The organism is Pseudomonas sp. W15Feb9B, from assembly GCF_000828175.1.
GTDB lineage: Bacteria > Pseudomonadota > Gammaproteobacteria > Pseudomonadales > Pseudomonadaceae > Aquipseudomonas > Aquipseudomonas parakoreensis.
The window spans coordinates 19,888-44,420 of sequence record NZ_JTKF01000004.1; the positions used below are offsets into that span (position 1 = coordinate 19,888).

Genomic DNA, 24,533 nt, shown 5'->3' on the forward strand with positions numbered 1-24,533 from the left:
TGACTCGATTGCAAGGCGCCGTGGTAGAGCTGTCTCCAGAACGCCATCCAACCGCAACCTATAAGTGCGGTGGTCCACAGTCGGAACACTGCCAAAAAAAACACCAAGGAGTCCATCCATGAAAGGTTCCCCGTCGTTGTTGTTGGCCGCCATGCTGAGTCTGCCGTTACTGGCTCACGCTGCAGAACCCGCTCAGTGCAGTACCGTGAACTTCTCCGATGTCGGCTGGACCGACATCACCGCCACCACCGCCACCACCTCGGTGGTGCTCGACGCCCTCGGCTACAAGACCAAGACCACCATGATCTCCGTGCCCGTGACCTACAAGTCGCTGGCCGACGGCAAGAACATGGACGTGTTCCTCGGTAACTGGATGCCGACCATGGAAAACGACATCAAGGCCTACCGCGATGCCGGCACCGTCGAAGTGGTGCGCACCAACCTCAAGGGTGCCAAGTACACCCTCGCCGTACCGCAAGCCCTGTACGACAAGGGTCTGCATGACTTCGCCGATATCGCCAAATTCAAGAAAGAGCTCGACGGCAAGATCTACGGCATCGAGCCCGGCAATGACGGTAACCGCCTGATCCAGAGCATGATCGACAAGAACGCTTTCGGCCTGAAGGACGCCGGTTTCAAAGTCGTCGAATCCTCCGAAGCGGGCATGCTCTCGCAGGTTGACCGCGCACAGAAACGCGACACCGCCGTGGTCTTCCTCGGCTGGGCGCCGCACCCGATGAACAAGCGCTTCAAGATTCAATACCTGACCGGCGGCGATGACTTCTTCGGCCCCGATTTCGGTGCTGCGACCGTGGCGACCAACACCCGCAAGGGTTACACCACTGAATGCAGCAACGTCGGTCAGTTGCTGAAGAACCTGGAGTTCACCGTCGACATGGAAAGTACCCTGATGGGCAACATCCTCGACGACAAGATGAAGCCTGAAGCGGCCGCCAAGGCCTGGCTGAAAAAGAACCCACAGGTGCTCGATACCTGGCTCGCTGGCGTGACCACCATTGACGGTAAACCTGGCCTGGAAGCCGTGAAAGCCAAGCTCGCACAGTAATTGCCTTACGCCGGGCGAGTTCGCTCGCCCGGGCTGTTTATTCCTTGCATGCGGACGTTCACTACCATGCTGATTGATCAGAAAATCCCTTTAGGCCAGTACATCGCGGGCTTCGTTGAATGGTTGACGCAGCACGGCGCCAGCACCTTCGACGCAATCGCCGTGACCCTGGAAACGATGATCCACGGCGTGACGTTTGCGCTGACCTGGTTCAACCCGCTGGTGCTGATCGGCCTCATCGCCCTGCTGGCCCACTTCATCCAGCGCAAATGGGGGCTGACGGTGTTCGTCATCGCCTCGTTCCTGCTGATCCTCAATCTGGGTTACTGGCAGGAAACCATGGAAACCCTCGCCCAGGTCATGTTCGCGACCCTGGTCTGCGTGGTCATCGGCGTGCCGCTGGGCATCGTCGCCGCGCACAAGCCGATGTTCTACACTTTAATGCGTCCGGTACTCGATCTGATGCAGACCGTACCAACCTTCGTTTACCTCATTCCTACCCTGACCCTCTTCGGGCTGGGTGTGGTACCGGGCCTGATCTCCACGGTGGTGTTCGCCATCGCTGCGCCGATCCGCCTGACCTACCTGGGCATCCGCGATGTCCCGCAAGAACTGATGGATGCCGGCAAGGCCTTCGGCTGCTCGCGTCGCCAATTGCTTTCACGGATCGAACTGCCTCACGCCATGCCGAGCATCGCGGCCGGCATCACCCAGTGCATCATGCTGTCGCTGTCGATGGTGGTGATCGCGGCACTGGTGGGCGCCGATGGACTCGGCAAACCGGTGGTCAACGCACTGAACACTGCTGATATCGCCCTGGGCTTCGAAGCGGGCCTGGCGATCGTACTGCTGGCGATCATGCTCGACCGTATCTGCAAACAACCCGACGCCAAAGCAGGGGGTGACGCATGAGCATAATTCGCTTCGATAACGTTGACGTGATCTTCACCAAGGATCCGCGCGAAGCACTGAAACTGCTCGATCAAGGTTTGACCCGCAGTGAGATCCTGAAAAAGACCGGGCAGATCGTTGGCGTGGAAAAGGCCAGCCTGGACATCAACAAAGGCGAGATCTGCGTGCTGATGGGCCTGTCCGGCTCCGGCAAGTCGAGCCTGCTGCGCTGCATCAACGGCCTCAACACCGTCAGTCGCGGCAAGCTGTTCGTCGAGCACGAAGGCAAGCAGATCGACATTGCTTCCTGCACCCCGGCCGAGCTGAAAATGATGCGCACCAAACGCATCGCCATGGTGTTCCAGAAGTTCGCCCTGATGCCGTGGCTGACGGTGCGCGAGAACATCAGCTTCGGTCTGGAAATGCAGGGCCGGCCGGAAAAGGAACGGCGCAAGCTGGTCGACGACAAGCTCGAACTGGTGGGCCTGACCCAATGGCGCAACAAGAAGCCCGATGAACTCTCCGGCGGCATGCAACAGCGGGTCGGACTGGCCCGGGCGCTGGCGATGGACGCCGACATTCTGCTGATGGACGAACCGTTCTCGGCCCTCGACCCGCTGATCCGTCAGGGTCTGCAGGACGAACTGCTGGAACTGCAACGCAAGCTGAGCAAGACCATCGTGTTTGTCAGTCACGACCTCGACGAGGCACTGAAACTGGGGAGCCGCATCGCGATCATGAAGGACGGCCGAATCATCCAGTACAGCGTGCCGGAAGAGATCGTGCTGAACCCGGCGGACGACTATGTGCGCACCTTCGTGGCCCACACCAATCCGCTCAACGTGCTCTGCGGTCGCAGCCTGATGCGCACGCTGGACAACTGCAAACGCATCAACGGTTCGGTGTGCCTCGACCCGGGCGGCGACTCGTGGCTGGACCTGGCCGAAGGCAACACGATCAAGGGTGCGCGGCAGAACGGTTCGGTGCTGAACCTGCAGAACTGGGCACCGGGCCAGGCCGTGGAAGGTCTGGAGCGCAAACCGACGCTGGTGGACTCGAACATCGGCATGCGCGACGCGTTGCAGATTCGCTACCAGACCGGCAACAAACTGGTGCTGCACGACAATAACCATGTGGTGGGGATTCTTGGCGACAGTGAGCTGTATCACGCGTTGCTGGGCAAGAACCTGGGGTAAGAACCCCGGACACAAAAACGCCGCGAGAGGATCGCGGCGTTTTTGTTGGTACAGAAATTGACTTGATACATGGACAACTGTGGCGAGGGAGCTTGCTCCCGCTTGAGTGCGCAGCACTCACAAATTCTTGGGGTCGCTTCGCAACCCAGCGGGAGCAAGCTCCCTCGCCACAACAGCTGCACCATTAACTAAAGGTTTAGCTGTACACCCGGCCAAGGAGCTGCCGATGGCTTTCAAACTGATCGAGCACATCGCGTGTGATCTGATCCTGCGTGAAGCCCATCAGGTCGTAGTCCTGGCTGCCGTTGTGCAAATACACCTCGGCGCGGTAGTAACGCTGGCGCGCTTCATCGGACTGGGCCGATTCGGTCGGGGTCGCCAGATAGCCGTCCAGGCTCACTTCGTAGACGAAAGGGTTACCCTCTTCCATCTCGACGCGCACGCCCATGCAGCGCTTGGATTTGCCCAGCAGCGTCTGCACTTCCAGACCCTGCGCACGCATTTGTGCGGCAGCGTCTTCCAGCGCCGGGCTGACCTGCTTGTCCATGAAACGCTGCACCACCGATTGGCTCGGTTGCAGATCCAGCTGCGTCAGGCGCTCGCTGAAACCACGACGACCGCGTTCAGCCAATTGCGCCTGCTCCTGTTCGATCTGCACGTCCTGACGCATCGCCTTGTGCAGGCCGAACATGAAGAACACCAGCACCACCGAGAACGGCAGACCGGCCAGCACCACCATGGTTTGCATGGCTTCGAAGTTACCGGCGAACAGCAGACCGATAGTCACCAGCGTGATCACCACCGACCAGAAGATCCGCAGCCAGTGCGGCGCATCTTCATCGACATTGCCGCCCTTGCAGGACAGATTCGCCATCATCACCGCGCCGGAGTCGGCCGGGGTCAGGAACAGCACGAAGCCAACAAAGATCGACACACCGATGACGACTTTCGACGCCGGGTAGTGTTCCAGCAACTGGTAGATCGCCATCGACGGCTGTTCCAGCGCCGTCTTGCCGAGTTCCACCGCGCCCTGGTTCATCACCAGATCCAGTGCCGAGTTACCGAAGATCGACAGCCACGCCAGGGTGAAACCCAGCGGAATCAGCAGTACACCAGCGACCAGCTCACGCACGGTACGACCACGGGAAATACGCGCGATGAACATGCCGACGAATGGCGCCCAGGAAATCCACCACGCCCAGTAGAACAGGGTCCACAGGCCCAGCCAACGGTCGGACTTGGCGCTGTCGCCTTCATAGACGTACAGGTCGAAGGTCTTCAGCACCACGCCGTTGAGGTAATCGCCGATGTTCTGCACGAAGCCGTTGAGCAGGTGCAGGGTCGGGCCGAACAACAGGACGAAAATCAGCAGACCGCTGAACAGCACGATGTTCAGGTTGGACAGACGACGGATGCCGTTTTCCACACCGGACACGGCAGCGATGGTCGCCACGGTGCTCATCACGATGATCACGATCAGCAGGTTGGTGTTGCTGTGCTCCATGCCGAACAGGTTTTCCAGGCCGGAGGACACTTGCAGCGAGCCGATCCCCAGGTTGGTCACCAGACCCAGCAGGGTCACGAACATGCCGAAGCCGTCCACTGCGTGACCGGCCGCGCCTTTGACCCAACGCTCGCCCACCAGCGGATACAGCGCCGAACGCAGGGCCAGCGGCTGGTTATGACGGTAAGCAAAGTACGCCACGGCCAGACCGACCAGTGCGTAGATCGCCCAGCCGTGCAGGCCCCAGTGCAGGAAAGTCAGTTGTACCGCCTGACGCGCGGCCAGGTTGGTGGCCGCTGCGCCTTCCGGCGGATTGAAGTAATGGTCCAGCGGCTCGGAGGCGCCGAAATACAGCAGCGAAATACCGATACCCGACGAGAACAGCATCCCCGCCCAGGCACCGTAACTGAAATCCGGGGTATCGTCCTTGCTGCCCAGTTTGAGTTTGCCGTAGGAGGAAAACGCCAGGCCCACCACAAACACCAGGTAGGCGGCGATCACCACCATGTAGTACCAGCCGAAGCTGCGCGACAACCAGGCCTGAGCCATACCCAACATTCTGCCGGCCTCTTGCGGGGCGATGATCAGAATGGCGGTCAACAACAGAATCAGCGCGGTCGAGGTGTAAAACACCCAACCGTTGACCGTCACCTTCTCGGGCGGGGTCTTTATTAGCGAGGCAGAACTCATGGCACAAATGCTCCAGGCAGTGCGAGAGAAGAACACAAGGCAACACGGAACCCGACCAATCGGTTAGTTGGCAGCCGACCGGCGGGTGATATAAAGACACCCCGAAAAAAGCCCGAACCTGCCGAAATGGCGTTGCAAATCGCTTTCGTGGCCGAAGCTGTGCGGACGTTCATCCGAAACCTGGCCCCGAGCGTCTTGCCCATTCAACACGTCCATCGAATAGCGAACCGCGCCATGCCCCACGCAGGTTTCAAGGATTTTCGGAGGTCGTTTTATCGCCATTTACAAGCAGAAAAAATCTGTAGGCAGCGACGATTTGTCGCAGATCTTATTCTTTGTTGATTGAACGTTCAATCAAAACAAAATAGACTGGCCCTCAATCCGATCGGCGTTTATCGCCCGTCGGAAGGCCTAAGGAGATGTGCAAGATGCCCAAGGTCGGTATGCAACCCATCCGCCGCCAACAACTGATCGAAGCCACGTTGCAGGCGGTCGATCAGGTCGGTATGGGGGACGCCAGCATTGCGCTGATCGCCCGTTTGGCCGGTGTCTCGAATGGCATCATCAGTCACTATTTTCAGGACAAGAACGGCCTGATTGCCGCCACGATGCGGTATCTGATGAATGTCCTCAGCGAGAACGTCACCGCGCGCCGTCAGGCGCTGGCAGACAGCAGCCCACGGGCGCATCTGCAGGTGATCATCGAAGGCAACTTCGACGCCAGCCAGGTCAATGGCCCGGCAATGAAAACCTGGCTGGCCTTCTGGGCCACCAGCATGCACCAGCCGTCTTTGCACAGGTTGCAGCGGATCAACGATCACCGTCTGTATTCCAACCTGTGCTGCGAGTTCCGCCGTGTGTTGCCGCTCGAAGATGCGCGCAGCGCCGCGCGTGGACTGGCAGCGTTGATCGACGGTTTGTGGTTGCGCGGCGCGCTGTCGGGAGACGCTTTCGACACCGCGCAGGCGCAACAGATCGCTTACGAATACATGGATTTCCAATTGGCCAAGCAGGTGAGCCAGAGCACACAGAAAACGCTCGGTACCTGAACCGCCACCGCAGTTTCAGCGCGGTGGTCGACGCCAACCACTAATGCACTTGCGAGGACACTATGGCCCGTTTCGAACTGCAAAAACTCTACATCGATGGCGCGTACTCCGACGCTGGCAGCGATGCCACTTTCGAAGCCATCAACCCGGCGAACGGTGAAGTCCTCGCCAAAGTGCAGCGTGCGACCAAGGAAGACGTCGAGCGTGCCGTGGTCAGCGCTGAAAAGGGCCAGAAAATCTGGGCCGCGATGACCGCCATGGAGCGTTCGCGCATCCTGCGTCGCGCCGTCGACATCCTGCGCGAGCGCAACGATGAACTGGCTGCTCTGGAAACCCTGGACACCGGCAAAGCCTTCTCCGAAACCAAGTACGTCGACATCGTCACCGGTGCTGACGTGCTGGAATACTACGCAGGCCTGGTGCCGGCGATCGAAGGCGAGCAGATCCCGCTGCGCGACACTTCCTTTGTCTACACCCGTCGCGAACCGCTGGGCGTGGTCGCCGGTATCGGCGCGTGGAACTACCCGATCCAGATCGCGCTGTGGAAATCCGCACCCGCCCTGGCCGCTGGTAACGCGATGATCTTCAAGCCAAGCGAAGTCACCTCGCTGACCACCTTGAAACTGGCCGAGATCTACACCGAAGCCGGCCTGCCAAACGGCGTGTTCAACGTCCTGACCGGCAGCGGCCGTGAAGTCGGCACCTGGCTGACCGAGCACCCGCGCATAGAGAAAGTTTCCTTCACCGGCGGCACCGACACCGGCAAGAAAGTCATGGCCAGCGCTTCGGCTTCGTCGCTCAAAGACGTGACCATGGAACTGGGCGGCAAGTCGCCGCTGATCATCTGCGACGACGCCGACCTGGATCGCGCCGCCGACACCGCGATGATGGCCAACTTCTACAGCTCCGGTCAGGTCTGCACCAACGGTACTCGCGTGTTCGTACCGAGCCACCTGAAAGCGGCTTTCGAAGCCAAGATCGTCGAGCGCGTCGCGCGCATCCGCATCGGCAACCCGGAAGACGAAAACACCAACTTCGGCCCACTGGTCAGCTTCGCCCACATGGAAAGCGTGCTGGGTTACATCACCAAGGGTAAAGAAGAAGGTGCCCGCGTGCTGTGCGGCGGCGAGCGTCTGACCGACGGTGAATTCGCCAAAGGCGCTTTCGTCGCACCGACCGTGTTCACCGATTGCACCGACGAGATGACCATCGTCCGTGAAGAAATCTTTGGCCCGGTGATGGCGATCCTCTCCTACGAAACCGAAGAAGAAGTGATCCGCCGCGCCAACGACACCGACTTCGGCCTGGCCGCCGGTATCGTCACCAAAGACCTGAACCGCGCACACCGCGTGATTCATCAACTGGAAGCCGGTATCTGCTGGATCAACGCCTGGGGCGAGTCCGACGCAAAAATGCCGGTGGGCGGTTACAAGCAGTCTGGCGTGGGCCGTGAAAACGGCATCAGCTCGCTGACCAACTACACACGCATCAAATCGGTACAGGTCGAGCTGGGCGATTACGTCTCGGTGTTCTAAGCCCGAGTCTTGTATTGCCTGCGAAGGCCTCTTCGCGGGCAAGCCCGCTCCCACAGGTTTGGAGTCGTCCCTCAAATCTGTGGCAGCTCCCAATCCTTGTGGGAGCTGGCTTGCCAGCGATTCGAGTGCGCAGCACTCGCTGAGGTCCTGCCTGACCACATCTAAAGAGGGTGCATTCAATGTCCCAAGAATTCGATTACATCATCATCGGTGCCGGCTCGGCCGGTAACACCCTGGCGACCCGTCTGACTGAAGACGAAGGCGTCACCGTGCTGCTGCTCGAAGCAGGCGGCCCGGACTATCGTTTCGACTTCCGCACGCAAATGCCGGCCGCGCTGGCATTCCCGCTGCAGGGTCGTCGCTACAACTGGGCCTACGAAACCGATCCGGAGCCACACATGGACGGTCGCCGGATGGAATGCGGTCGCGGCAAAGGCCTCGGCGGCTCCTCGCTGATCAACGGCATGTGCTACATCCGTGGCAACGCGATGGACTACGACGGCTGGGCGAAGTTGCCAGGCCTGGAAGACTGGACCTACCTCGACTGCCTGCCGTACTTCCGTAAAGCGGAAACCCGTGACATCGGCCCGAACGATTACCACGGTGGCGACGGCCCGGTCAGCGTGACCACGCCGAAAGCCGGCAACAACCCGCTGTTCCACGCCATGGTTGAAGCCGGCGTGCAAGCCGGTTACCCGCGCACCGAAGACTTGAACGGCTACCAGCAGGAAGGCTTCGGTCCGATGGACCGCACCGTGACGCCGAACGGTCGTCGTGCTTCCACGGCCCGTGGCTACCTCGACGTCGCGAAAAAGCGCTCGACCCTGACCATCGTCACCCACGCCCTGACCGACAAGATTCTGTTCGAAGGCAAGCGTGCGGTCGGCGTGCGTTATCTGGTCGGCTCGGCGGAAGAGCGCGTTGAAGCCAAAGCACGCAAAGAAGTTCTGCTGTGCTCCGGCGCCATCGCTTCGCCGCAGATTCTGCAGCGCTCCGGTGTCGGCCCGGCAAAACTGCTGGAAAGCCTCGACATCCCGGTCGTCCATGATCTGCCGGGCGTCGGTGAAAACCTGCAGGATCACCTTGAGCTGTACCTGCAATACGCTTGCACCCAACCGGTCTCGCTGTACCCGTCGCTGCTCTGGTACAACCAGCCAGCCATCGGTGCCGAGTGGCTGTTCAACGGCACCGGCATCGGCGCCAGCAATCAGTTCGAAGCCGGCGGTTTCATCCGTACGCGCGAAGAATTCGAATGGCCGAACATCCAGTACCACTTCCTGCCGGTAGCGATTAACTACAACGGCAGCAACGGTGTGAAAGAGCACGGCTTCCAGGCACACATGGGTTCCATGCGTTCGCCGAGCCGTGGCCGCATCCAGGTCAAATCCAAGGATCCGCGTCAGCACCCGAGCATCCTGTTCAACTACATGGCCACCGAGCAGGACTGGCAGGAGTTCCGTGACGGCATCCGCCTGACCCGCGAAATCATGCAACAGCCTGCGCTGGACGCTTTCCGTGGCCGCGAAATCAGCCCGGGCATCGAAGTGCAAACCGATGAGCAGCTGGACAAGTTCATCCGCGAGCACGCCGAAACCGCGTTCCACCCGTCCTGCTCGTGCAAGATGGGCACCGACGAGATGGCGGTTGTGGATGGCGAAGGCCGCGTGCACGGCATGCAGAGCCTGCGAGTGGTCGATGCTTCGATCATGCCGATCATCACCACCGGTAACCTGAACGCGCCGACGATCATGATGGCCGAGAAAATCGCCGACAAGATCCGTGGCCGCAAACCGCTGCCGCGTAGCAATGCTGCCTACTACGTGGCTGGCGGTGCGCCGGTGAAGGGCAAGCCGATGCGTGATATCACGCCTGTTGCCCAGTAAGACTTGATACCGCGTCACGGCTAATCGCTGGCAAGCCAGCTCCCACAGGGTTTTGCGTCGTTCACAGATATTGTGGTCACCGAGAAACCTGTGGGAGTCTGGCTTGCCAGCGATGAGGCCCTGCAAATCAGCATCCATCTCCCTGCTGCACAGTAAATCCTCCTACACCCCCTCTTCACTTGATCCTACCCCCACGCAGGCCTACTCTAGACCTCGCGCAATCGTTTCACCCCTCCCCGCCGAATCGCTACGCCCCGCAACTCCATAACAAGGAGGTTCCCGAATGTTCGATTTCCACCCCCAGCTCAAGCAGCGCTTCGCTGCCTTGCGCACGGGCGCCGAGTTTTTTTCCCTGCGGTATGTACGCGAGTCCGGCCAATACCTGTCGGTGCGCAAGAACGTTGCCGAACCGCCCAGCCTGAGCCGTGACGAGGGTGCGATGCTCACGGTGCGGGTCAACGGCGTCGAGGCTTATGCAGCGACCAACGACCTGTCGCAGCAAGGCCTGCAAGCCGCCCTTGAGCGCGCCGAACAGCAGGCCCGGCGACTGAAGCCCCACGCCTTGCTCGACCTGCGCGATCAGCCGGTATCCAGTGACCGCGCTGATTACTTTTCGCCCAATCTCGATCAACCCTTCCCGTCCCTGAGCGAATGTTTCGAACTGCTCGGCGCGGAATCCGCCTCGGTGCCAAAGGATGAGCGCCTGGTGCATTGGCAAGCGAGCATCGGCATCACCCACGTCGAACAGATTTACCTGAGCAGCGCCGGCGCCGAATTGCGCCAGGCCCAGCGCTTCGTTTATCCAAGTCTCGATGTCACCGCCTACGACGGCAACGACAGCCAGACCCGCTCCCTGGGCCGCGAGAACTTCGGTCAGCAGGGTGGCGCCGACGTGATCAGCCGTTGCGGTCTGGTCGGCGCCGGCCCGCAAGTGGCCGATCAGGCCCTGCAACTGCTGCTCGCGCCAAATACCCCGCAAGGCCCGCGCGATCTGTTGCTGATGCCCGATCAGATGATGCTGCAGATTCACGAGTCGATCGGTCACCCGCTGGAGCTGGACCGGATCCTCGGTGACGAGCGCAATTACGCCGGCACCAGCTTCGTCAAAACCAGCGACTTCGGCAGCCTGCAATACGGTTCGAAGCTGCTCAACGTGACCTTCGACCCGGACATTCCCGAAGAGCTGGCCAGTTACGGCCACGATGACGACGGCAGCAAGGCCAGCAAACAATTCCTGATTCGCCAAGGCTTGTTGTTGCGGCCATTGGGCGGCGCACTGTCGCAGTTCCGCGCCGGCCTCGACGGCGTTGCCAACAGCCGCGCCTGCGGCTGGAACCGGCCGCCGATCGACCGCATGGCCAACCTCAACATCGAGCCGGGCGATCAGTCGCTGACGCAACTGATCAGCGGTATCGAGCACGGCATTCTGATGAGCACCAACCGTTCATGGTCGATTGACGATGCGCGCAACAAATTCCAGTTCGGATGCGAGTGGGGGCAGTTGATCGAGAACGGTGAACTCAAGGGTGTGGTGAAAAATCCGAATTACCGAGGTATTTCCGCGCAGTTCTGGAAGAGTCTGCGCGCTGTCGGCGATGCCGGCACCCGTAAGGTGCTGGGCACGCCAAACTGCGGCAAGGGCGAGCCGAACCAGGTGATCCGCGTCGGCCACGCTTCGCCGGCCTGCGTATTCAGCAACGTTGATGTATTTGGGGGAGACGCCTGATGAGCATTTCGAAGAGTCAGTCCGACGCCTTCAAGATCATGGTCAATTGGCTGCGCGACAGCGTGCGCGAGCCGGAACAATTCACCCTCAGCTATGCCGCCGAATCCTCGGCGTTCGTGCGTTTCAACCACGCCAAGGTGCGTCAGGCCGGTCAGGTGCAGCAGGCCGGTGTCGGGTTGAAGCTGATCAATGACGGCCGCCACGCTGACCTGCACATCACCCTGTCCGGTGATCAGGAAGCCGATCTGCAACGCCTCGCCGAAGGCCTGCAACAACTGCGCGAAACCCTGCCGCTGCTGCCACAGGATCCGTACCTGCTGCTCAACCACAACGGCTGGCAGAGCAACAACGTGCAGCAACATCCGCTGCCGGACACCGAGCAGGTAGTCGAGGAAATCTGCACCGCAGCTGAAGGTCTGGATCTGGTCGGCTTCTATGCTGCCGGCCCGATCAGCCGTGGTTTCGCCAGCTCCTCGGGAGCGTTTGGCTGGCATCAGGCCAACAGCTTCAACTTCGACTTCAGCCTGTTCCACGAAAACGGCGAAGCGGTCAAGGCCAGCTACGCCGGGCACGAATGGAGCAGCGAAGGCTTCGCCCGGCGCTTCCAGCAGGCGCGCGAGCAACTGGCGTTTCTCGGTCGACCGTTGCGCACCCTCGCACCGGGGCAATACCGGGCATATCTGGCGCCGGCCGCGCTGGAAGAAATCATGGGCATGCTCAGCTGGGGCGGTTTTTCCGCACAGTCGATCGCCAGCAAAAGCAGTCCGCTGCAGAAGCTGTATGTCGGTGATCAGGCGTTCAGCTCGCTGGTGTCGCTGGATGAAAAAGTCAGCGGCTCGTTGAGCCCAGCGTTCTCCGGCGAAGGCTATCCGCGCAGCGATCTGCGGCTGGTCATCGAAGGCAAGGCCGGTGATCAACTGGTCGGCTCGCGCAGTGCCGCCGAATACGGCCTGACCGCCAACGGCGCCAGCGGCGGTGAAATGCCGAGTGCACTGAACATGGCGGCCGGTGATCTGTCACAGGCAGAAATTCTCAAGCAGTTGGGCACCGGGCTGTACATCAGCAACTTGTGGTACCTGAACTACTCCGATCAACCGGCGGCGCGCCTGACCGGCATGACCCGCTTCGCGACCTTCTGGGTCGAGAACGGCGAGATTCAGGCGCCGGTCAGCACCATGCGTTTCGACGACAGCGCCTACAGCCTGCTGGGTTCGCAGCTGGAAGCACTGACGGCCGAGCGTGAGTTGCTGCTGTCGGCGAGCACGTATAGCCAGCGCAATACCTCGTCGGCGTTGCTGCCGGGGGCGTTGGTGAGCCGACTCACGCTAACCCTGTAACACCGCAAAAACCTGTGGGAGCTGGCTTGCCAGCGATGAGGACATCAGATTCAACATAACTTTGTCTGAAAGCCCGTCATCGCTGGCAAGCCAGCTCCCACAAGGTAGTGTTCCGCCTGACCCACACTCTAAGAGGTTCCATGCCCACTCGCCCGCCTCTCGACGCCATCACCGCCCGCTGGTTGCCGTGGGTCGTCGCCATTGCGTTCTTCATGCAGTCCCTCGACGGGACCATCCTCAACACCGCCCTGCCGGCCATGGCCCGGGATCTGGCCGAAGACCCGTTGCGCATGCAAGGCGTGGTCATCGCCTACATGCTCACCGTGGCCTTGCTGATTCCGGCCTCGGGCTGGATCGCCGACCGCTTCGGCACCAAGAAAATCTTCTTCGGCGCGATCCTGCTGTTCAGCATTGGCTCGCTGCTCTGTGCGTTATCGAGCACTCTGACCATGCTGGTTGGCGCGCGGGTAATCCAGGGCCTGGGCGGCGCATTGATGTTGCCGGTCGGACGGCTGGTGGTGCTGCGCGCCTATCCGCGTTCGGAACTGGTGCGGATCATGGGTTTCATCACTATTCCCGGCCTGCTCGGCCCGTTGATCGGTCCGACCATGGGCGGCTGGATGGTGCAATACCTGACGTGGCACTGGATCTTCCTGATCAACCTGCCGGTCGGTGTTCTCGGCTGCTACGCGGTGTGGAAGTTCATTCCCGACCTGCGCGGCAGCGAACGCACGCGCTTCGACAGCCTCGGTTTCCTGCTGTTCGGCGCCGCAATGATCCTGATCACCATCGCCATGGAAGGTCTGGGCGAACTGCACTTGCCGCACCTGCGGGTGATGTTGCTGCTGTTCGGCGGGCTGGCCTGCCTGGCGGCGTACTGGTTGCGCGCCGGGCGTGTGGAAAATCCGCTGTTCGCCCCTTCGCTGTTCAAGACCCGAACCTTCGCGGTTGGAATCATCGGCAACTTGTTCGCCCGCCTGGGCAGCGGCGCCCTGCCGTTTCTGGTGCCGTTGCTGCTGCAAGTGGCGCTGGGTTATTCGCCGTCGCAGGCGGGGATGAGCATGCTGCCGCTGGCCGCTGCGGCGATGTTTGCCAAGTGGATGGCGCGACCAATGATCGAACGCCTCGGCTATCGCATCGTGCTCACCGGCAACACCCTCGCGCTGGGGATCATGCTGGCGAGCATGGGTCTGGTCAGCGAGCAGACGCCTTATTGGCTGCTGCTGTGCCTGCTGGCGGTTCTCGGCGCGATCAACTCGCTGCAATTCACCGCGATGAACACCGTGACGCTGATCGACCTCGACGACGCCAGCGCCAGCAGCGGCAACAGCTTGCTGTCGGTGGTGGCGCAGTTGTCGCTGAGCCTGGGCGTGGCCTGTGCCGGCGCCTTGCTCGGCGGCTTCACGGCGGAAATCGGCAACGACGGCGTCGAGACCGTGCTGGGGGCGTTCCAGCTGACGTTTGTGACCGTCGGAGTGATGGCAATGCTGGCGGCGACGATCTTCTCGCAACTGTCGAAAGAGGACGGTCGCCGGGTCAAACGCCCTGATGAACATCCGGATGAACACATCGAACACTGAACAAACAGTGAATGCTTTTGTGGCGAGGGAGCTTGCTCCCGCTGGACTGCGCAGCAGTCCCCCGCTTTATGAGCTGAAGAGCGGGGCCGCTTCGCGCCCCAGCGGGAGCAAGCTCCCTCGCCACAGTGGAATCTCTTCCCATGGGTTTTAGACACTGTTCGTCCAGAACTTTCGAGGAAAGTGGCACGGGGCTGCTACACTGCGCGACATTTTGTTTTGCAGGCCAGTCCCGTGACCACCATCGCCACCGCTTTTAATACTCTGCCGCTGTCCGCCGCCATGCTGGCTAACCTCGAATCCCTCGGTTATGCCCAGATGACGCCGATCCAGGCGCAGAGCTTGCCGGTGATCCTCAAGGGGATGGACCTGATCGCCCAGGCCAAGACCGGCAGCGGCAAGACCGCCGCGTTCGGCATCGGCCTGCTCAACCCGATCAACCCGCGCTACTTCGGTTGCCAGGCGCTGGTGATCTGCCCGACCCGTGAGCTGGCCGACCAGGTCGCCAAGGAAGTCCGGCGCCTGGCCCGTGCCGAAGACAACATCAAGGTCCTGACCCTGTGCGGCGGCGTGTCGTTTGGCCCGCAGATCGCTTCGCTGGAGCACGGCGCACACATCATCGTCGGCACCCCGGGGCGTATCCAGCAACACCTGCGCAAGGGTTCGCTGGTCCTCGACGGCTTGAACACGCTGATCCTCGACGAAGCCGACCGCATGCTCGACATGGGCTTTTACGACGCCATCGAAGACATCATCGAAAAGACCCCGGCACGCCGTCAGACCCTGCTGTTCTCCGCCACGTACCCGGTGGGCATCAAGCAACTGGCGTCGAAATTCATGCGCGATCCGCAAACGGTGAAAGCCGAAGCGTTCCACGACGACACGCAGATCGAGCAGCGCTTCTACGAGATTTCCCCGGAAGAGCGCATGAGCGCAGTGACCAAAGTCCTGCACCACTTCCGCCCGGCCTCCTGCGTGGCGTTCTGCTTCACCAAGCAGCAAGTGCAGGAAACCGTCGACCACCTGACCGCCAAAGGCATTTCTGCCGTTGGCCTGCACGGCGACCTGGAACAGCGTGACCGCGATCAGGTGCTGGCAATGTTTGCCAACCGCAGTACGTCGGTTCTGGTCGCCACCGACGTGGCCGCCCGTGGTCTGGACATCGATGCGCTGGACATGGTGATCAACGTCGAGCTGGCCCGAGACTCGGAAATCCACATTCACCGCGTTGGCCGTACCGGTCGCGCTGGCGAAAAAGGCATCGCGGTCAGCCTCGTCGCACCGTCCGAAGCGCATCGTGCGCAAGCCATCGAACAACTGCAGAAAGCCCCGCTGAATTGGGATCAGGTCGATAACCTCAAGTCCCAGGGCGGCGCCCCGCTACAGCCACCGATGAGCACGCTGTGCATCGCCGGCGGGCGCAAGGACAAGGTACGTCCGGGCGACATCCTCGGCGCCCTGACCGGTGACGCCGGCATCCCGGGTGCCCAGGTCGGCAAGATCGCGATCTTTGACTTCCAGTCGTATGTGGCGGTTGAGCGCACCGTGGTCATGCAGGCGCTGCAGCGCTTGAACAACGGCAAGATCAAGGGCCGTTCGCTGCGCGTACGGGTCTTGTAAGAACAACGCCTCCCCTGTAGGAGCTGCCGCAGGCTGCGATCTTTTGACTTTGCTTTTAAAGAGCAAGATCAAAAGATCGCAGCCTCGTTTCACTCGACAGCTCCTACAACAGTTGGTTTTGTGGTGATATTTCAGAGGACACCGTTTTGCGCTCTACCGAAGTCGTGATCATTGGCGCTGGCGCCGCAGGGTTGATGTGTGCACTGACCGCCGCCGGGCGTGGGCGTCAGGTGCTGCTGCTCGACCATGCGAACAAGGCCGGCAAGAAAATCCTGATGTCCGGTGGTGGCCGCTGCAATTTCACCAATATGTACACCGAGCCGGGCAATTTCCTCTCGGGTAACCCGCATTTCTGCAAATCGGCACTGGCGCGCTACACCCAGTGGGATTTCATCGGCATGGTCGCCAAGCATGGCGTGCCCTACCACGAGAAAAAACTCGGCCAGCTGTTCTGCGATAACAAATCCAGCGACATCCTCGGCATGCTGCTCGACGAGTGCGATCAGGTCGGCGTCGAGCTGCACCTGGACACCTCGATCCAGACCATCGAAAAGGTCGAAAGCGGTTACCTGCTCGACACCACCCTCGGCCAGGTTCAGTGCCAATCGCTGGTGATCGCCACCGGCGGGCTGTCGATCCCGACGCTGGGCGCTACCGGTTTCGGTTATCAGGTCGCCAGGCAGTTTGGCCACGAACTGCTGCCAACCCGTGCCGGCCTGGTGCCGTTCACCATCACCGATCAGCTCAAGGAACTGTGCACCGAGTTGTCCGGTACCTCGGTGGATTGTCTGGTCAGCTGCAACGAGCAGAGCTTTCGCGAGAATATCCTGTTCACTCACCGCGGCCTCAGTGGCCCGGCGATTCTGCAGATCTCGTCGTTCTGGGAGCCGGGCGACACCGTGGAGATCAACCTGCTGCCGGATCACGACACCGCCGCATGGCTGCAACAGCAAGTGGCCGAACGCCCGAACAGCGAACTGAAAACCCTGCTCGGGGAAATCTTCACCAAGAAGATGGCCAACCTGTTGGCGGACAACTGGTTCGTGTCCAAACCGATGAAGCAATACACCCACGCCGAACTGGCGCAGATTGCCGACAAGCTCGGCAGCTGGAAAGTTGTCCCGGCCGGCACCGAAGGCTACCGCACCGCCGAGGTCACGCTGGGCGGCGTCGATACCCGCGAAGTGTCGTCCAAGACCATGGAATCGCTGAAAAGCCCAGGGCTGTATTTCGTTGGCGAGGTTCTCGACGTCACCGGGCATCTGGGCGGTTTCAACTTCCAGTGGGCATGGGCCTCGGGTTACGCGGCTGCGCAATACGTCTGACTGAAACAACACTCCCCTGTAGGAGCTGCCGAAGGCTGCGATCTTTTGATCTTAAAAACAGGATCAAAAGATCGCAGCCTTCGGCAGCTCCTACAGGGGGAGCGGGCAATCAAGGAACACTTTTTGCTGTCAGATGTGATCGGCGCCATTGCGTCGGCGTCATTACTGGCTCAATTTAGCGGCATCGCCTCGGAAGGCCTTCGCACTTCATGTCCTCGACCTCGTTTCGTCAGTCTTTGCGGCGCCTGTGGGCGCTGGATAAATTCAGCTACAGCGTGCGGGTGTTCATCGCCCTGACCGGCAGCATGGCGCTGTGTTGGTATCAGGATGAAATGGGCCTGCTGATCCCGTTGTTTCTCGGAATCATCGCCAGCGCCCTGGCCGAGACCGACGACAGTTGGCAGGGTCGCCTCAACGCCCTCGCCGTGACACTGGTGTGTTTCAGCATCGCCGCGCTGTCGGTGGAACTGCTCTTCCCCTACCCCATCGTCTTTGCCATCGCCCTGGCCCTGGCCAGCTTCGCCCTGACCATGCTCGGTGCGCTCGGCGAGCGTTATGGCGCGATTGCTTCGGCAACGTTGATCCTGTCGGTCTACACCATGATCGGCGTGGATCAGCGCGGCGGCGCGGTCACCGATTTCTGGCACGAACCCATGCTGCTGGTGGCCGGCGCGGCGTGGTACGGCCTGCTCTCGGTGCTGTGGCAGGCGCTGTTTTCCAACCAGCCGGTGCAGCAGAGTCTGGCGCGGCTGTTCCGTGAACTGGGCTTCTATCTGAAGCTGAAAGCCTCGCTGTTCGAGCCGATCCGTCAGCTGGACGTCGAAGCACGACGGCTGGAACTGGCGCAGCAGAACGGTCGGGTGGTGGCGGCGCTGAACAGTGCCAAGGAAATCATCCTGCACCGGGTCGGCAACGGTCGCCCGGGCTCGAAAGTCAGCCGTTATCTGAAGCTGTACTTCCTCGCCCAGGATATTCACGAACGCGCCAGCTCTTCGCACTATCCTTACAACGCGCTGGCCGAGGCGTTCTTCCACAGCGACGTGCTGTTCCGCTGCCAGCGCTTGCTGCGCCAGCAGGGCAAGGCCTGTCGCGCGTTGGCCGAATCGATCCAGATGCGCCAGCCGTTCGTCTACGACGCCAGTTTTGCCGAAGCGCTGACTGACCTCGACGCGTCCCTTGAACACCTGCGCATCCAGAGCAATCCGGCATGGCGCGGCCTCCTGCGCTCGCTGCGCGCACTGGCAGCCAACCTCAGCACCCTCGACCGCTTGCTCAGCGACGCGAGCAACCCCGACGCGCTGGCGGACGCCACCGACAGCAGCCTGCTCGACCGCTCGCCGCGCAACCTCAAGGACGTGTGGATTCGTCTGCGCACGCAGCTGACACCGACCTCCTTGCTGTTCCGCCACGCCCTGCGTCTGCCGCTGGCATTGAGTATCGGCTACGGCATGGTGCACCTGATCCACCCCTCGCAGGGCTATTGGATCATCCTCACCACACTGTTCGTCTGCCAGCCGAACTACGGCGCAACGCGGCGCAAACTCGGGCAGCGGATTCTCGGCACCGCCATCGGTCTGACCGTGGCCTGGGCGCTGTTCGATCTGTTCCCCAGCCCGCTGGTGCAGTCGTGCTTCGCCATTGCCGCCGGGGTGGTGTTCTTTACCAACCGCACCACGCGTTACACCGTGGCGACGGCGGCGATCACGATCATGGTGCTGTTCTGCTTCAACCAGATCGGTGATGGCTACGGGCTGTTCCTGCCGCGCCTGTTCGATACCCTGCTTGGCAGCCTGATCGCCGGCCTGACGGTGTTCCTGTTCCTGCCGGACTGGCAGGGTCGACGCCTGAACAAAGTGCTGGCCAACACCCTGACCTGCAACAGCATCTACCTGCGCCAGATCATGCAGCAATACGCCGCCGGCAAGAGCGATGACCTCGCCTATCGCCTGGCCCGACGTAACGCGCACAACGCCGACGCGGCACTGTCGACGACGCTGGCGAACATGCTGATGGAGCCGGGGCATTTCCGGAAGGAAGCGGATGTCGGTTTCCGCTTTCTGGTGCTGTCGCACACCCTGCTCAGCTACCTGTCCGGGTTGGGCGCGCATCGCGAAACGCAACTACCGGCGGAAGTCCGCGAACACCTGATCGACGGTGCTGGAGTGAAACTGGCCGCGAGCATCGATGAAATCGCCCAGGGCCTGGCGAACAAGCAGCCAGTGGCGATCCAGAGCGACGACGAGGAAGCGCTGGCCAATGAGCTGGAGCAGATGCCCGACGAGATCGATGAAGGGCAGCGGCTGGTGCAGACGCAACTGGCATTGATCTGCCGGCAGCTGGGGCCGTTGCGCACGTTGGCGGCGCATTTGATCAAAGACACCAGCGAGGCTTAAGGTGACCGGACTGGCCCCATCGCTGGCAAGCCAGCTCCTACATGATTTGTGTACACCGCAATACCTGTGGGAGCTGGCTTGCCAGCGATGAGGGCATCAGCAACAACGCAACTCCGGGATCAGATGCTCACATCCCATGCTGCCTCAGCAACTTGTCATAACTGCCATCCGCCTTCATCGCCGCAATCGCCTTGTCGAACCCGGCCACAATCTGCTCATGCTCGGGGTTCTTCAGGCTCACCAGAATATGCAGGCTGTTCTCGCTCAACGGCTTGGGCAGGAACTCCACGGCGTTGCGTACCTTGGGTGATTCGCGCGCCAGGTAATAGCGTGCGACATACTCATCTTCCAGCGTCAGCTTGACCCGATCCGCCGCCAGCATGCGCACCGCCATTGCAAAGTTGTGCACCGGTACTTTCTGCAACGCCGTGTCGGCATCGAACGCCTGCGAGTAGGCATAACCGCGCACCACCGCCACCGGGTAGGTGTGCAGTTGCTCCAGGCTGTTGTATTCGAGCGGAGTGTCCTTGCGCTTGAGAAAGCGGATGCGGTTGAGCAGGTATTCGCCAGAGAACTGGCCGATTTTGGTCCGTTCGTCGTTGTACCAGGCGTTGACCAGCACGTCGTATCGTCCTTCGCCCACACCCAGCAGTGCCCTCGCCCAAGGTACCTGTTCATAGTCGCTGGCATAACCGGCCCGCGCCAGCGCGGTGCTGACGATGTCGGTGGCCAGGCCACCGTTGACCAGGGTGTCGTCGGTAAAGGGTGGCCAGATATCAAACACCAGTCGCAGCTTGTCCGCAGCGGCGGGTTGGGCCAGCAAGAGCAGTCCGATCAAGGCAAAGGCTCGATGCAGTCGCGGCATGCTTGAAAATCCTTAGCGGGCGGTTGGCCCGGCGTGTTTTCCAGTCAAAACCCCAAGGCCCCGTACCGGCGAAACCCAGGCCCTAACAGTAGCTCATTGAAGCCAGTGCACAGCGCTTTCCAGCAGATTACACAAAGCGGCCGCCACCGCGAGAAAGGAATGATGGCATTTTGACCTTTGTCACAGACTCTTCCGCCATACAGACATTCAGCGCCTGTGCACTTAGTATCGGGCGACGGAGTTCAAGGAGTCGGAAAATGACAATCGAGTGGATCTGCAAGCATCACAGCGATCTGGGCAAAGAGCAGTTATACGCACTGCTGAAACTGCGCTCGGACGTATTTGTGGTCGAACAGCAATGCGCCTACCCAGACCTCGACGGCCAGGATCTGGACGGCGATACCCACCATTTGATGGGCTGGGAAGACGATCAGTTGATGGCCTATCTGCGCCTGCTCGATCCAGAATCCCAGGGCGGTGACGTGGTGATCGGCCGCGTGATCATTGCGCCACAGGGCCGCGGCAAGGGGCTGGGGCACGAGATGATGGAGCAGGCGCTGAAACAGGCCGAGAAGCATTGGCCGCAGGTGCCGATCTACCTGTCGGCGCAGGCGCATTTGCAGGGGTATTACGGCAGGTACGGGTTTGTGGTGGTGGGTGAGGAGTATCTGGAGGATGACATTCCGCACATAGGCATGCGTCGTCCCTGAGGCCCTCATCGCTGGCAAGCCAGCTCCCACAGGTTCATCCGTTGCTCACAACAACCGTGTTGACTGGAGACCCTTGTGGGAGCTGGCTTGCCAGCGATTGCGTCAGCTCAAACACTGCAAAACTCAGGGATACTCCAGCACAGCTTTGATCTGCCGCAGATTGCGCTCGATCCACCCGCGATCAATCGCCCCCCACTCGCGAATCCGATAGCGCCCGGCATGGTTGCGCGCGCCCTCTTCCTGCTCGAACTCACAGACGATATCCAGATCCGCCAGCGCGGCGATCGTGTCCTGCGCCGTGCGCCGGGGCATGCCGGTCACTTCGGTCAGCGTCGGGACGCTCGGGGCCAGGCCGCTGTCGATCAGGTAGGCCACGTACAGGCGCCGGTAAAAGCTGCTTTTGGTCTTGCTTACGTCCATCTAAACACTCCCAACGTTAAAAGATCGCAGCCTGCGGCAGCTCCTACAGTTGGAATGCGATCTTTTGATCTTCATTGCAAATCCCGCCACGTCAGGTACACCCTCAAGTCGAACTCGACCTGGTGATACCCCGGCAGCATGTGTTCGCACAATTTGTAGAAAGCCTTGTTGTGGTCCGATTCCTTGAAGTGCGCCAGTTCATGCACGACGATCATCTTCAGGAACTCCGGCGCCGCCTCCTTGAACAACGAGGCGATGCGAATCTCTTTCTTGGCTTTGAGCTTGCCGCCCTGCACCCTTGAGACCGTGGTGTGCAGGCCCAGCGCGCGATGCGTCAGGTCGAGGCGGTTGTCGAACAGCACTTTGTCGATGGCCGGCGCGTTACGCAGGTATTCCTGCTTCAGGTCCAGCGCGTAGCTGTACAGCGCCTTGTCGCTCTGCACATCGTGACGTCCGGGATAGCGTTGGCTCAGGTAGTCACCCAGACGCTGTTCGGCGATCAGTTGGCGCACCTGATCCTGCAGTTGCGCGGGATAGGCCTGGAGGTATTTCAACGCAGTCATGGACACGGCAGCACGGTTCGAAAAGAGCGCCAGTGTAGCGAATTCAAACCGGCAGCGCGCTCCAGTCAAAGGGTTTGGCAAAGCTGACGGCGTCCTCGGAGGTCAGCGGACGCGCCACCAGGAAACCCTGCACGTATTCGCAGCCATGCGCCTGCAGCCATTGATACTGTTCAACGGTTTCCACGCCTTCGGCGATCACCAGCAAACCGTACTGTTTGCACAGATTGATCACGTTGCTGACCAGCGCCGCGTCGCGCGTCGAGTCCGGCAGCCGCGCAATCAGGTGTCGATCCAGCTTGAGCGTATCCAGCTCCAGATCACGCAGATACGCCAGCGAACACGGGCCCGAACCAAAGTCATCCAGCGCCACCCGCACCCCGAGATTACGCAGCAGGCGCAACTGTTTGCGGGTCTCGTCGGGGTTGTGCATCAGCGCGTCTTCGGTGACTTCCACCTCCAGTTGCCGCGGCTGCAGCGAATGCCGCTCCAGCACCTGACGCAATTCGGTGACCAGATTCGGCAGGCCGAACTGGGTGTTGCTCAAACTCACGCCGAGCACCAGATCCTCGGCGAACAGGGTTTCCCAGGCTTTGCGCTGACCGGCGCCACGGTGATAGATCCAGCTGCCGAGCCGACTGATCAGCCGTGCTTCCTCCAGCAATGGCAGGAACAACCCCGGCGGCACATCGCCGACGCTCGGGTGCTGCCAGCGCAGCAACGCCTCGAAACCGCGGATCTGCCCGCTGTCGATCGCCACTTGCGGCTGATACACCAGATTGAAATCCCGGTTCTCGATGGCGTTGCGCACGCTCTCTTCGAGCATCAGTCGCGAGCGGGCGCGGCCGTTCATTTCGTGATCATAAAAACGATATTGCTGACGCCCGGCGCGCTTGGCTTCATACATGGCGATGTCGGAGGCGCGCAGCAAACCGTCGAGGTTCGCGCCGCAGTCCGGGTAAGTGGCGATGCCGATACTCGCGCCAAGAGCGATGTCCAGTCCTTCGATCTGCTGACAGATCGACACCCGTTCGATGAGCTTCTCGGCAATTTTTGCGGCCTGCTCGGGAAACTCCAGATCGAGCAACGCGGTGAACTCGTCACCGCCCATGCGCGCGAGAATGTCGAACGGTCGCAGACAGGCTTTCAACTGCTCGGAGACCCAGCGCAGCACCCGGTCGCCGGCATCGTGGCCAAGGGAATCGTTGACCCGTTTGAAGCCATCCAGATCCAGATACAGCAGCACCCAACTGCTGTCGCTGCGTTCACCGCGCAGCAGCAGGTTTTCCACCGTCTGATAAAAGCCCCGGCGATTGAGCAGACCGGTCAGCGGATCGGTGACCGCTTGAAATTCCAGCTGCTGATGCAGGTGACGTACCACCGACATGTCCAGCACCGTCACCACCATCGCCCGCTGCTCGGCGGGCAACGGCGCACAGGACAACGCCACCGGCACCTGCTGCCCCGGTGCCGTGCGCAACAACGCATCGTGCAGACGCAAGGTCTCACCGCGTTTATAGCCGGCCAGCAACTCGGAACCGGCCCATAGCGGGATATGCGGTTTCTGCAGAAAATCGAGAAATTCCTTGCCCTCCAGCTCTTTCACCGGCGCATTCAGCAATCGCGAAATCGCTGGGTTGGCGAAGCGGATCAGGCCGTCCTCGCCGAGCACCAGAATGCCTTCCGCCGCGTTGTCCAGCACCGAGGCATTGAAGGCCCGCGCGAGTTCCAGATCATGACTCAGACGCTGCAAGGCGCGGCGGTTGCGCTGGTGTTCGAGCAATGCCTGGACTTTCGGCTTGAGGATCTGCGGATCGAACGGCTTGAACAGGTAATCCACCGCGCCACTGGCGTAACCCTTGATCACGGCGTCCTGTGATTGCTCGTTGGCGGTAAGGAAAATGATCGGCGTGAGACGCGTGCGCTGGCTGCCGCGCATCAGCCGCGCGACTTCGAAGCCGTCCATGCCCGGCATCTGCACGTCCAGCAGCACCAGATCGACGTCGTGTTCGAGCAGCAGATTGAGCGCCTCGAAACCGGAGGCGGCGGTCATGACGTGCCAATCCTGACGCTGCAGCAACGCGCGCATGCTGATCAGGTTTTCAGGGTAGTCATCAACGATCAAAAGGACAGAGCTGCCTTCACCTGGCTGGGGTTGCGCGCATTCCATGCTGCTTCTCTTGTCG

At 61.0% G+C, this 24,533-nt stretch carries 18 protein-coding genes; 13 read left to right on the forward strand and 5 right to left on the reverse strand.

Annotated features, from left to right (window positions below):
- The first annotated feature begins 118 nt into the window (after positions 1–118).
- From OC71_RS01670 to choV, 3 genes are all read left to right on the forward strand, one after another.
- The gene (locus tag OC71_RS01670; protein WP_041063381.1) at positions 119–1,066 is read left to right on the forward strand and encodes a choline ABC transporter substrate-binding protein; all 948 of its coding nucleotides are present in this window, start codon (positions 119–121) and stop codon (positions 1,064–1,066) included.
- Positions 1,067–1,132: 66 nt separating this feature from the next.
- A complete protein-coding gene (choW, locus tag OC71_RS01675; RefSeq protein WP_041063383.1) occupies positions 1,133–1,978 on the forward strand; it encodes a choline ABC transporter permease subunit in 846 nt (281 codons plus the stop codon).
- The gene (choV, locus tag OC71_RS01680) at positions 1,975–3,153 is read left to right on the forward strand and encodes a choline ABC transporter ATP-binding protein (RefSeq protein WP_041063385.1); all 1,179 of its coding nucleotides are present in this window, start codon (positions 1,975–1,977) and stop codon (positions 3,151–3,153) included. Before choW ends, choV begins: the two co-directional genes overlap by 4 nt.
- A 196-nt stretch (positions 3,154–3,349) precedes the next feature.
- Here the strand turns inward: choV and betT are convergent, their stop codons facing one another.
- Positions 3,350–5,347 (reverse strand): choline BCCT transporter BetT, encoded by a 1,998-nt coding sequence (betT, locus tag OC71_RS01685; RefSeq protein ID WP_041063387.1) that lies wholly within the window; start codon positions 5,345–5,347, stop codon positions 3,350–3,352.
- A 428-nt stretch (positions 5,348–5,775) separates the two neighbouring features.
- Here betT and betI point away from each other — a divergent pair, with 428 nt between their 5' ends.
- The 9 genes from betI to yccS all read left to right on the forward strand — a co-directional run bounded on the left by betI (position 5,776) and on the right by yccS (position 19,792).
- A complete protein-coding gene (gene betI / locus OC71_RS01690; RefSeq protein ID WP_041063389.1) occupies positions 5,776–6,396 on the forward strand; it encodes a transcriptional regulator BetI in 621 nt (206 codons plus the stop codon).
- A gap of 62 nt (positions 6,397–6,458) precedes the next feature.
- Positions 6,459–7,931, forward strand: a complete 1,473-nt coding sequence (gene betB / locus OC71_RS01695) for a betaine-aldehyde dehydrogenase (RefSeq protein ID WP_041063391.1) — start codon at positions 6,459–6,461, stop codon at positions 7,929–7,931.
- Between the two features lie 179 nt (positions 7,932–8,110).
- Positions 8,111–9,814: a choline dehydrogenase gene (gene betA, locus OC71_RS01700; protein ID WP_041063393.1), complete on the forward strand. Its 1,704-nt coding sequence runs from the start codon at positions 8,111–8,113 to the stop codon at positions 9,812–9,814.
- A 283-nt stretch (positions 9,815–10,097) separates the two neighbouring features.
- Positions 10,098–11,540, forward strand: coding sequence for a TldD/PmbA family protein (locus OC71_RS01705; RefSeq protein WP_041063395.1), 1,443 nt, complete (start codon positions 10,098–10,100; stop codon positions 11,538–11,540).
- Positions 11,540–12,877: a TldD/PmbA family protein gene (locus OC71_RS01710; protein ID WP_041063397.1), complete on the forward strand. Its 1,338-nt coding sequence runs from the start codon at positions 11,540–11,542 to the stop codon at positions 12,875–12,877. Before OC71_RS01705 ends, OC71_RS01710 begins: the two co-directional genes overlap by 1 nt.
- A gap of 140 nt (positions 12,878–13,017) precedes the next feature.
- A complete protein-coding gene (gene mdtD, locus OC71_RS01715; protein WP_041063399.1) occupies positions 13,018–14,457 on the forward strand; it encodes a multidrug transporter subunit MdtD in 1,440 nt (479 codons plus the stop codon).
- Positions 14,458–14,736: 279 nt separating this feature from the next.
- Positions 14,737–16,074, forward strand: coding sequence for an ATP-dependent RNA helicase DbpA (gene dbpA, locus OC71_RS01720; RefSeq protein WP_236645185.1), 1,338 nt, complete (start codon positions 14,737–14,739; stop codon positions 16,072–16,074).
- A gap of 146 nt (positions 16,075–16,220) precedes the next feature.
- Entirely contained in the window at positions 16,221–17,399 is a 1,179-nt protein-coding gene (locus OC71_RS01725; protein ID WP_041063403.1) for an NAD(P)/FAD-dependent oxidoreductase, read from the forward strand.
- Between the two features lie 209 nt (positions 17,400–17,608).
- The gene (yccS, locus tag OC71_RS01730; protein WP_041063405.1) at positions 17,609–19,792 is read left to right on the forward strand and encodes a YccS family putative transporter; all 2,184 of its coding nucleotides are present in this window, start codon (positions 17,609–17,611) and stop codon (positions 19,790–19,792) included.
- 127 nt (positions 19,793–19,919) lie between these two features.
- Here the strand turns inward: yccS and OC71_RS01735 are convergent, their stop codons facing one another.
- On the reverse strand, positions 19,920–20,657 hold the full coding sequence (locus tag OC71_RS01735) for an ABC transporter substrate-binding protein (RefSeq protein WP_041063408.1): 738 nt from the start codon (positions 20,655–20,657) through the stop codon (positions 19,920–19,922).
- A 257-nt stretch (positions 20,658–20,914) separates the two neighbouring features.
- Here OC71_RS01735 and OC71_RS01740 point away from each other — a divergent pair, with 257 nt between their 5' ends.
- Positions 20,915–21,367: a GNAT family N-acetyltransferase gene (locus OC71_RS01740; RefSeq protein WP_041063410.1), complete on the forward strand. Its 453-nt coding sequence runs from the start codon at positions 20,915–20,917 to the stop codon at positions 21,365–21,367.
- A gap of 123 nt (positions 21,368–21,490) precedes the next feature.
- Here the strand turns inward: OC71_RS01740 and OC71_RS01745 are convergent, their stop codons facing one another.
- The 3 genes from OC71_RS01745 to OC71_RS01755 all read right to left on the reverse strand — a co-directional run bounded on the left by OC71_RS01745 (position 21,491) and on the right by OC71_RS01755 (position 24,517).
- Positions 21,491–21,787, reverse strand: coding sequence for a helix-turn-helix domain-containing protein (locus OC71_RS01745; RefSeq protein ID WP_007913779.1), 297 nt, complete (start codon positions 21,785–21,787; stop codon positions 21,491–21,493).
- A gap of 71 nt (positions 21,788–21,858) precedes the next feature.
- Positions 21,859–22,350: a M48 family metallopeptidase gene (locus OC71_RS01750; RefSeq protein WP_003229006.1), complete on the reverse strand. Its 492-nt coding sequence runs from the start codon at positions 22,348–22,350 to the stop codon at positions 21,859–21,861.
- A 43-nt stretch (positions 22,351–22,393) separates the two neighbouring features.
- Positions 22,394–24,517: a bifunctional diguanylate cyclase/phosphodiesterase gene (locus OC71_RS01755; protein ID WP_041063414.1), complete on the reverse strand. Its 2,124-nt coding sequence runs from the start codon at positions 24,515–24,517 to the stop codon at positions 22,394–22,396.
- Positions 24,518–24,533 lie beyond the last annotated feature (16 nt).

Bases quoted from the DNA above. Each gene is read 5' to 3' on its own strand.
- OC71_RS01670 (WP_041063381.1), top strand. From the start codon at position 119: ATGAAAGGTTCCCCGTCGTTGTTGTTGGCCGCCATGCTGAGTCTGCCG.
- choW (WP_041063383.1), top strand. From the start codon at position 1,133: ATGCTGATTGATCAGAAAATCCCTTTAGGCCAGTACATCGCGGGCTTC.
- choV (WP_041063385.1), top strand. From the start codon at position 1,975: ATGAGCATAATTCGCTTCGATAACGTTGACGTGATCTTCACCAAGGAT.
- betT (WP_041063387.1), bottom strand. From the start codon at position 5,347: ATGAGTTCTGCCTCGCTAATAAAGACCCCGCCCGAGAAGGTGACGGTC.
- betI (WP_041063389.1), top strand. From the start codon at position 5,776: ATGCCCAAGGTCGGTATGCAACCCATCCGCCGCCAACAACTGATCGAA.
- betB (WP_041063391.1), top strand. From the start codon at position 6,459: ATGGCCCGTTTCGAACTGCAAAAACTCTACATCGATGGCGCGTACTCC.
- betA (WP_041063393.1), top strand. From the start codon at position 8,111: ATGTCCCAAGAATTCGATTACATCATCATCGGTGCCGGCTCGGCCGGT.
- OC71_RS01705 (WP_041063395.1), top strand. From the start codon at position 10,098: ATGTTCGATTTCCACCCCCAGCTCAAGCAGCGCTTCGCTGCCTTGCGC.
- OC71_RS01710 (WP_041063397.1), top strand. From the start codon at position 11,540: ATGAGCATTTCGAAGAGTCAGTCCGACGCCTTCAAGATCATGGTCAAT.
- mdtD (WP_041063399.1), top strand. From the start codon at position 13,018: ATGCCCACTCGCCCGCCTCTCGACGCCATCACCGCCCGCTGGTTGCCG.
- dbpA (WP_236645185.1), top strand. From the start codon at position 14,737: ATGCTGGCTAACCTCGAATCCCTCGGTTATGCCCAGATGACGCCGATC.
- yccS (WP_041063405.1), top strand. From the start codon at position 17,609: ATGTCCTCGACCTCGTTTCGTCAGTCTTTGCGGCGCCTGTGGGCGCTG.
- OC71_RS01735 (WP_041063408.1), bottom strand. From the start codon at position 20,657: ATGCCGCGACTGCATCGAGCCTTTGCCTTGATCGGACTGCTCTTGCTG.
- OC71_RS01740 (WP_041063410.1), top strand. From the start codon at position 20,915: ATGACAATCGAGTGGATCTGCAAGCATCACAGCGATCTGGGCAAAGAG.
- OC71_RS01745 (WP_007913779.1), bottom strand. From the start codon at position 21,787: ATGGACGTAAGCAAGACCAAAAGCAGCTTTTACCGGCGCCTGTACGTG.
- OC71_RS01750 (WP_003229006.1), bottom strand. From the start codon at position 22,350: ATGACTGCGTTGAAATACCTCCAGGCCTATCCCGCGCAACTGCAGGAT.
- OC71_RS01755 (WP_041063414.1), bottom strand. From the start codon at position 24,517: ATGGAATGCGCGCAACCCCAGCCAGGTGAAGGCAGCTCTGTCCTTTTG.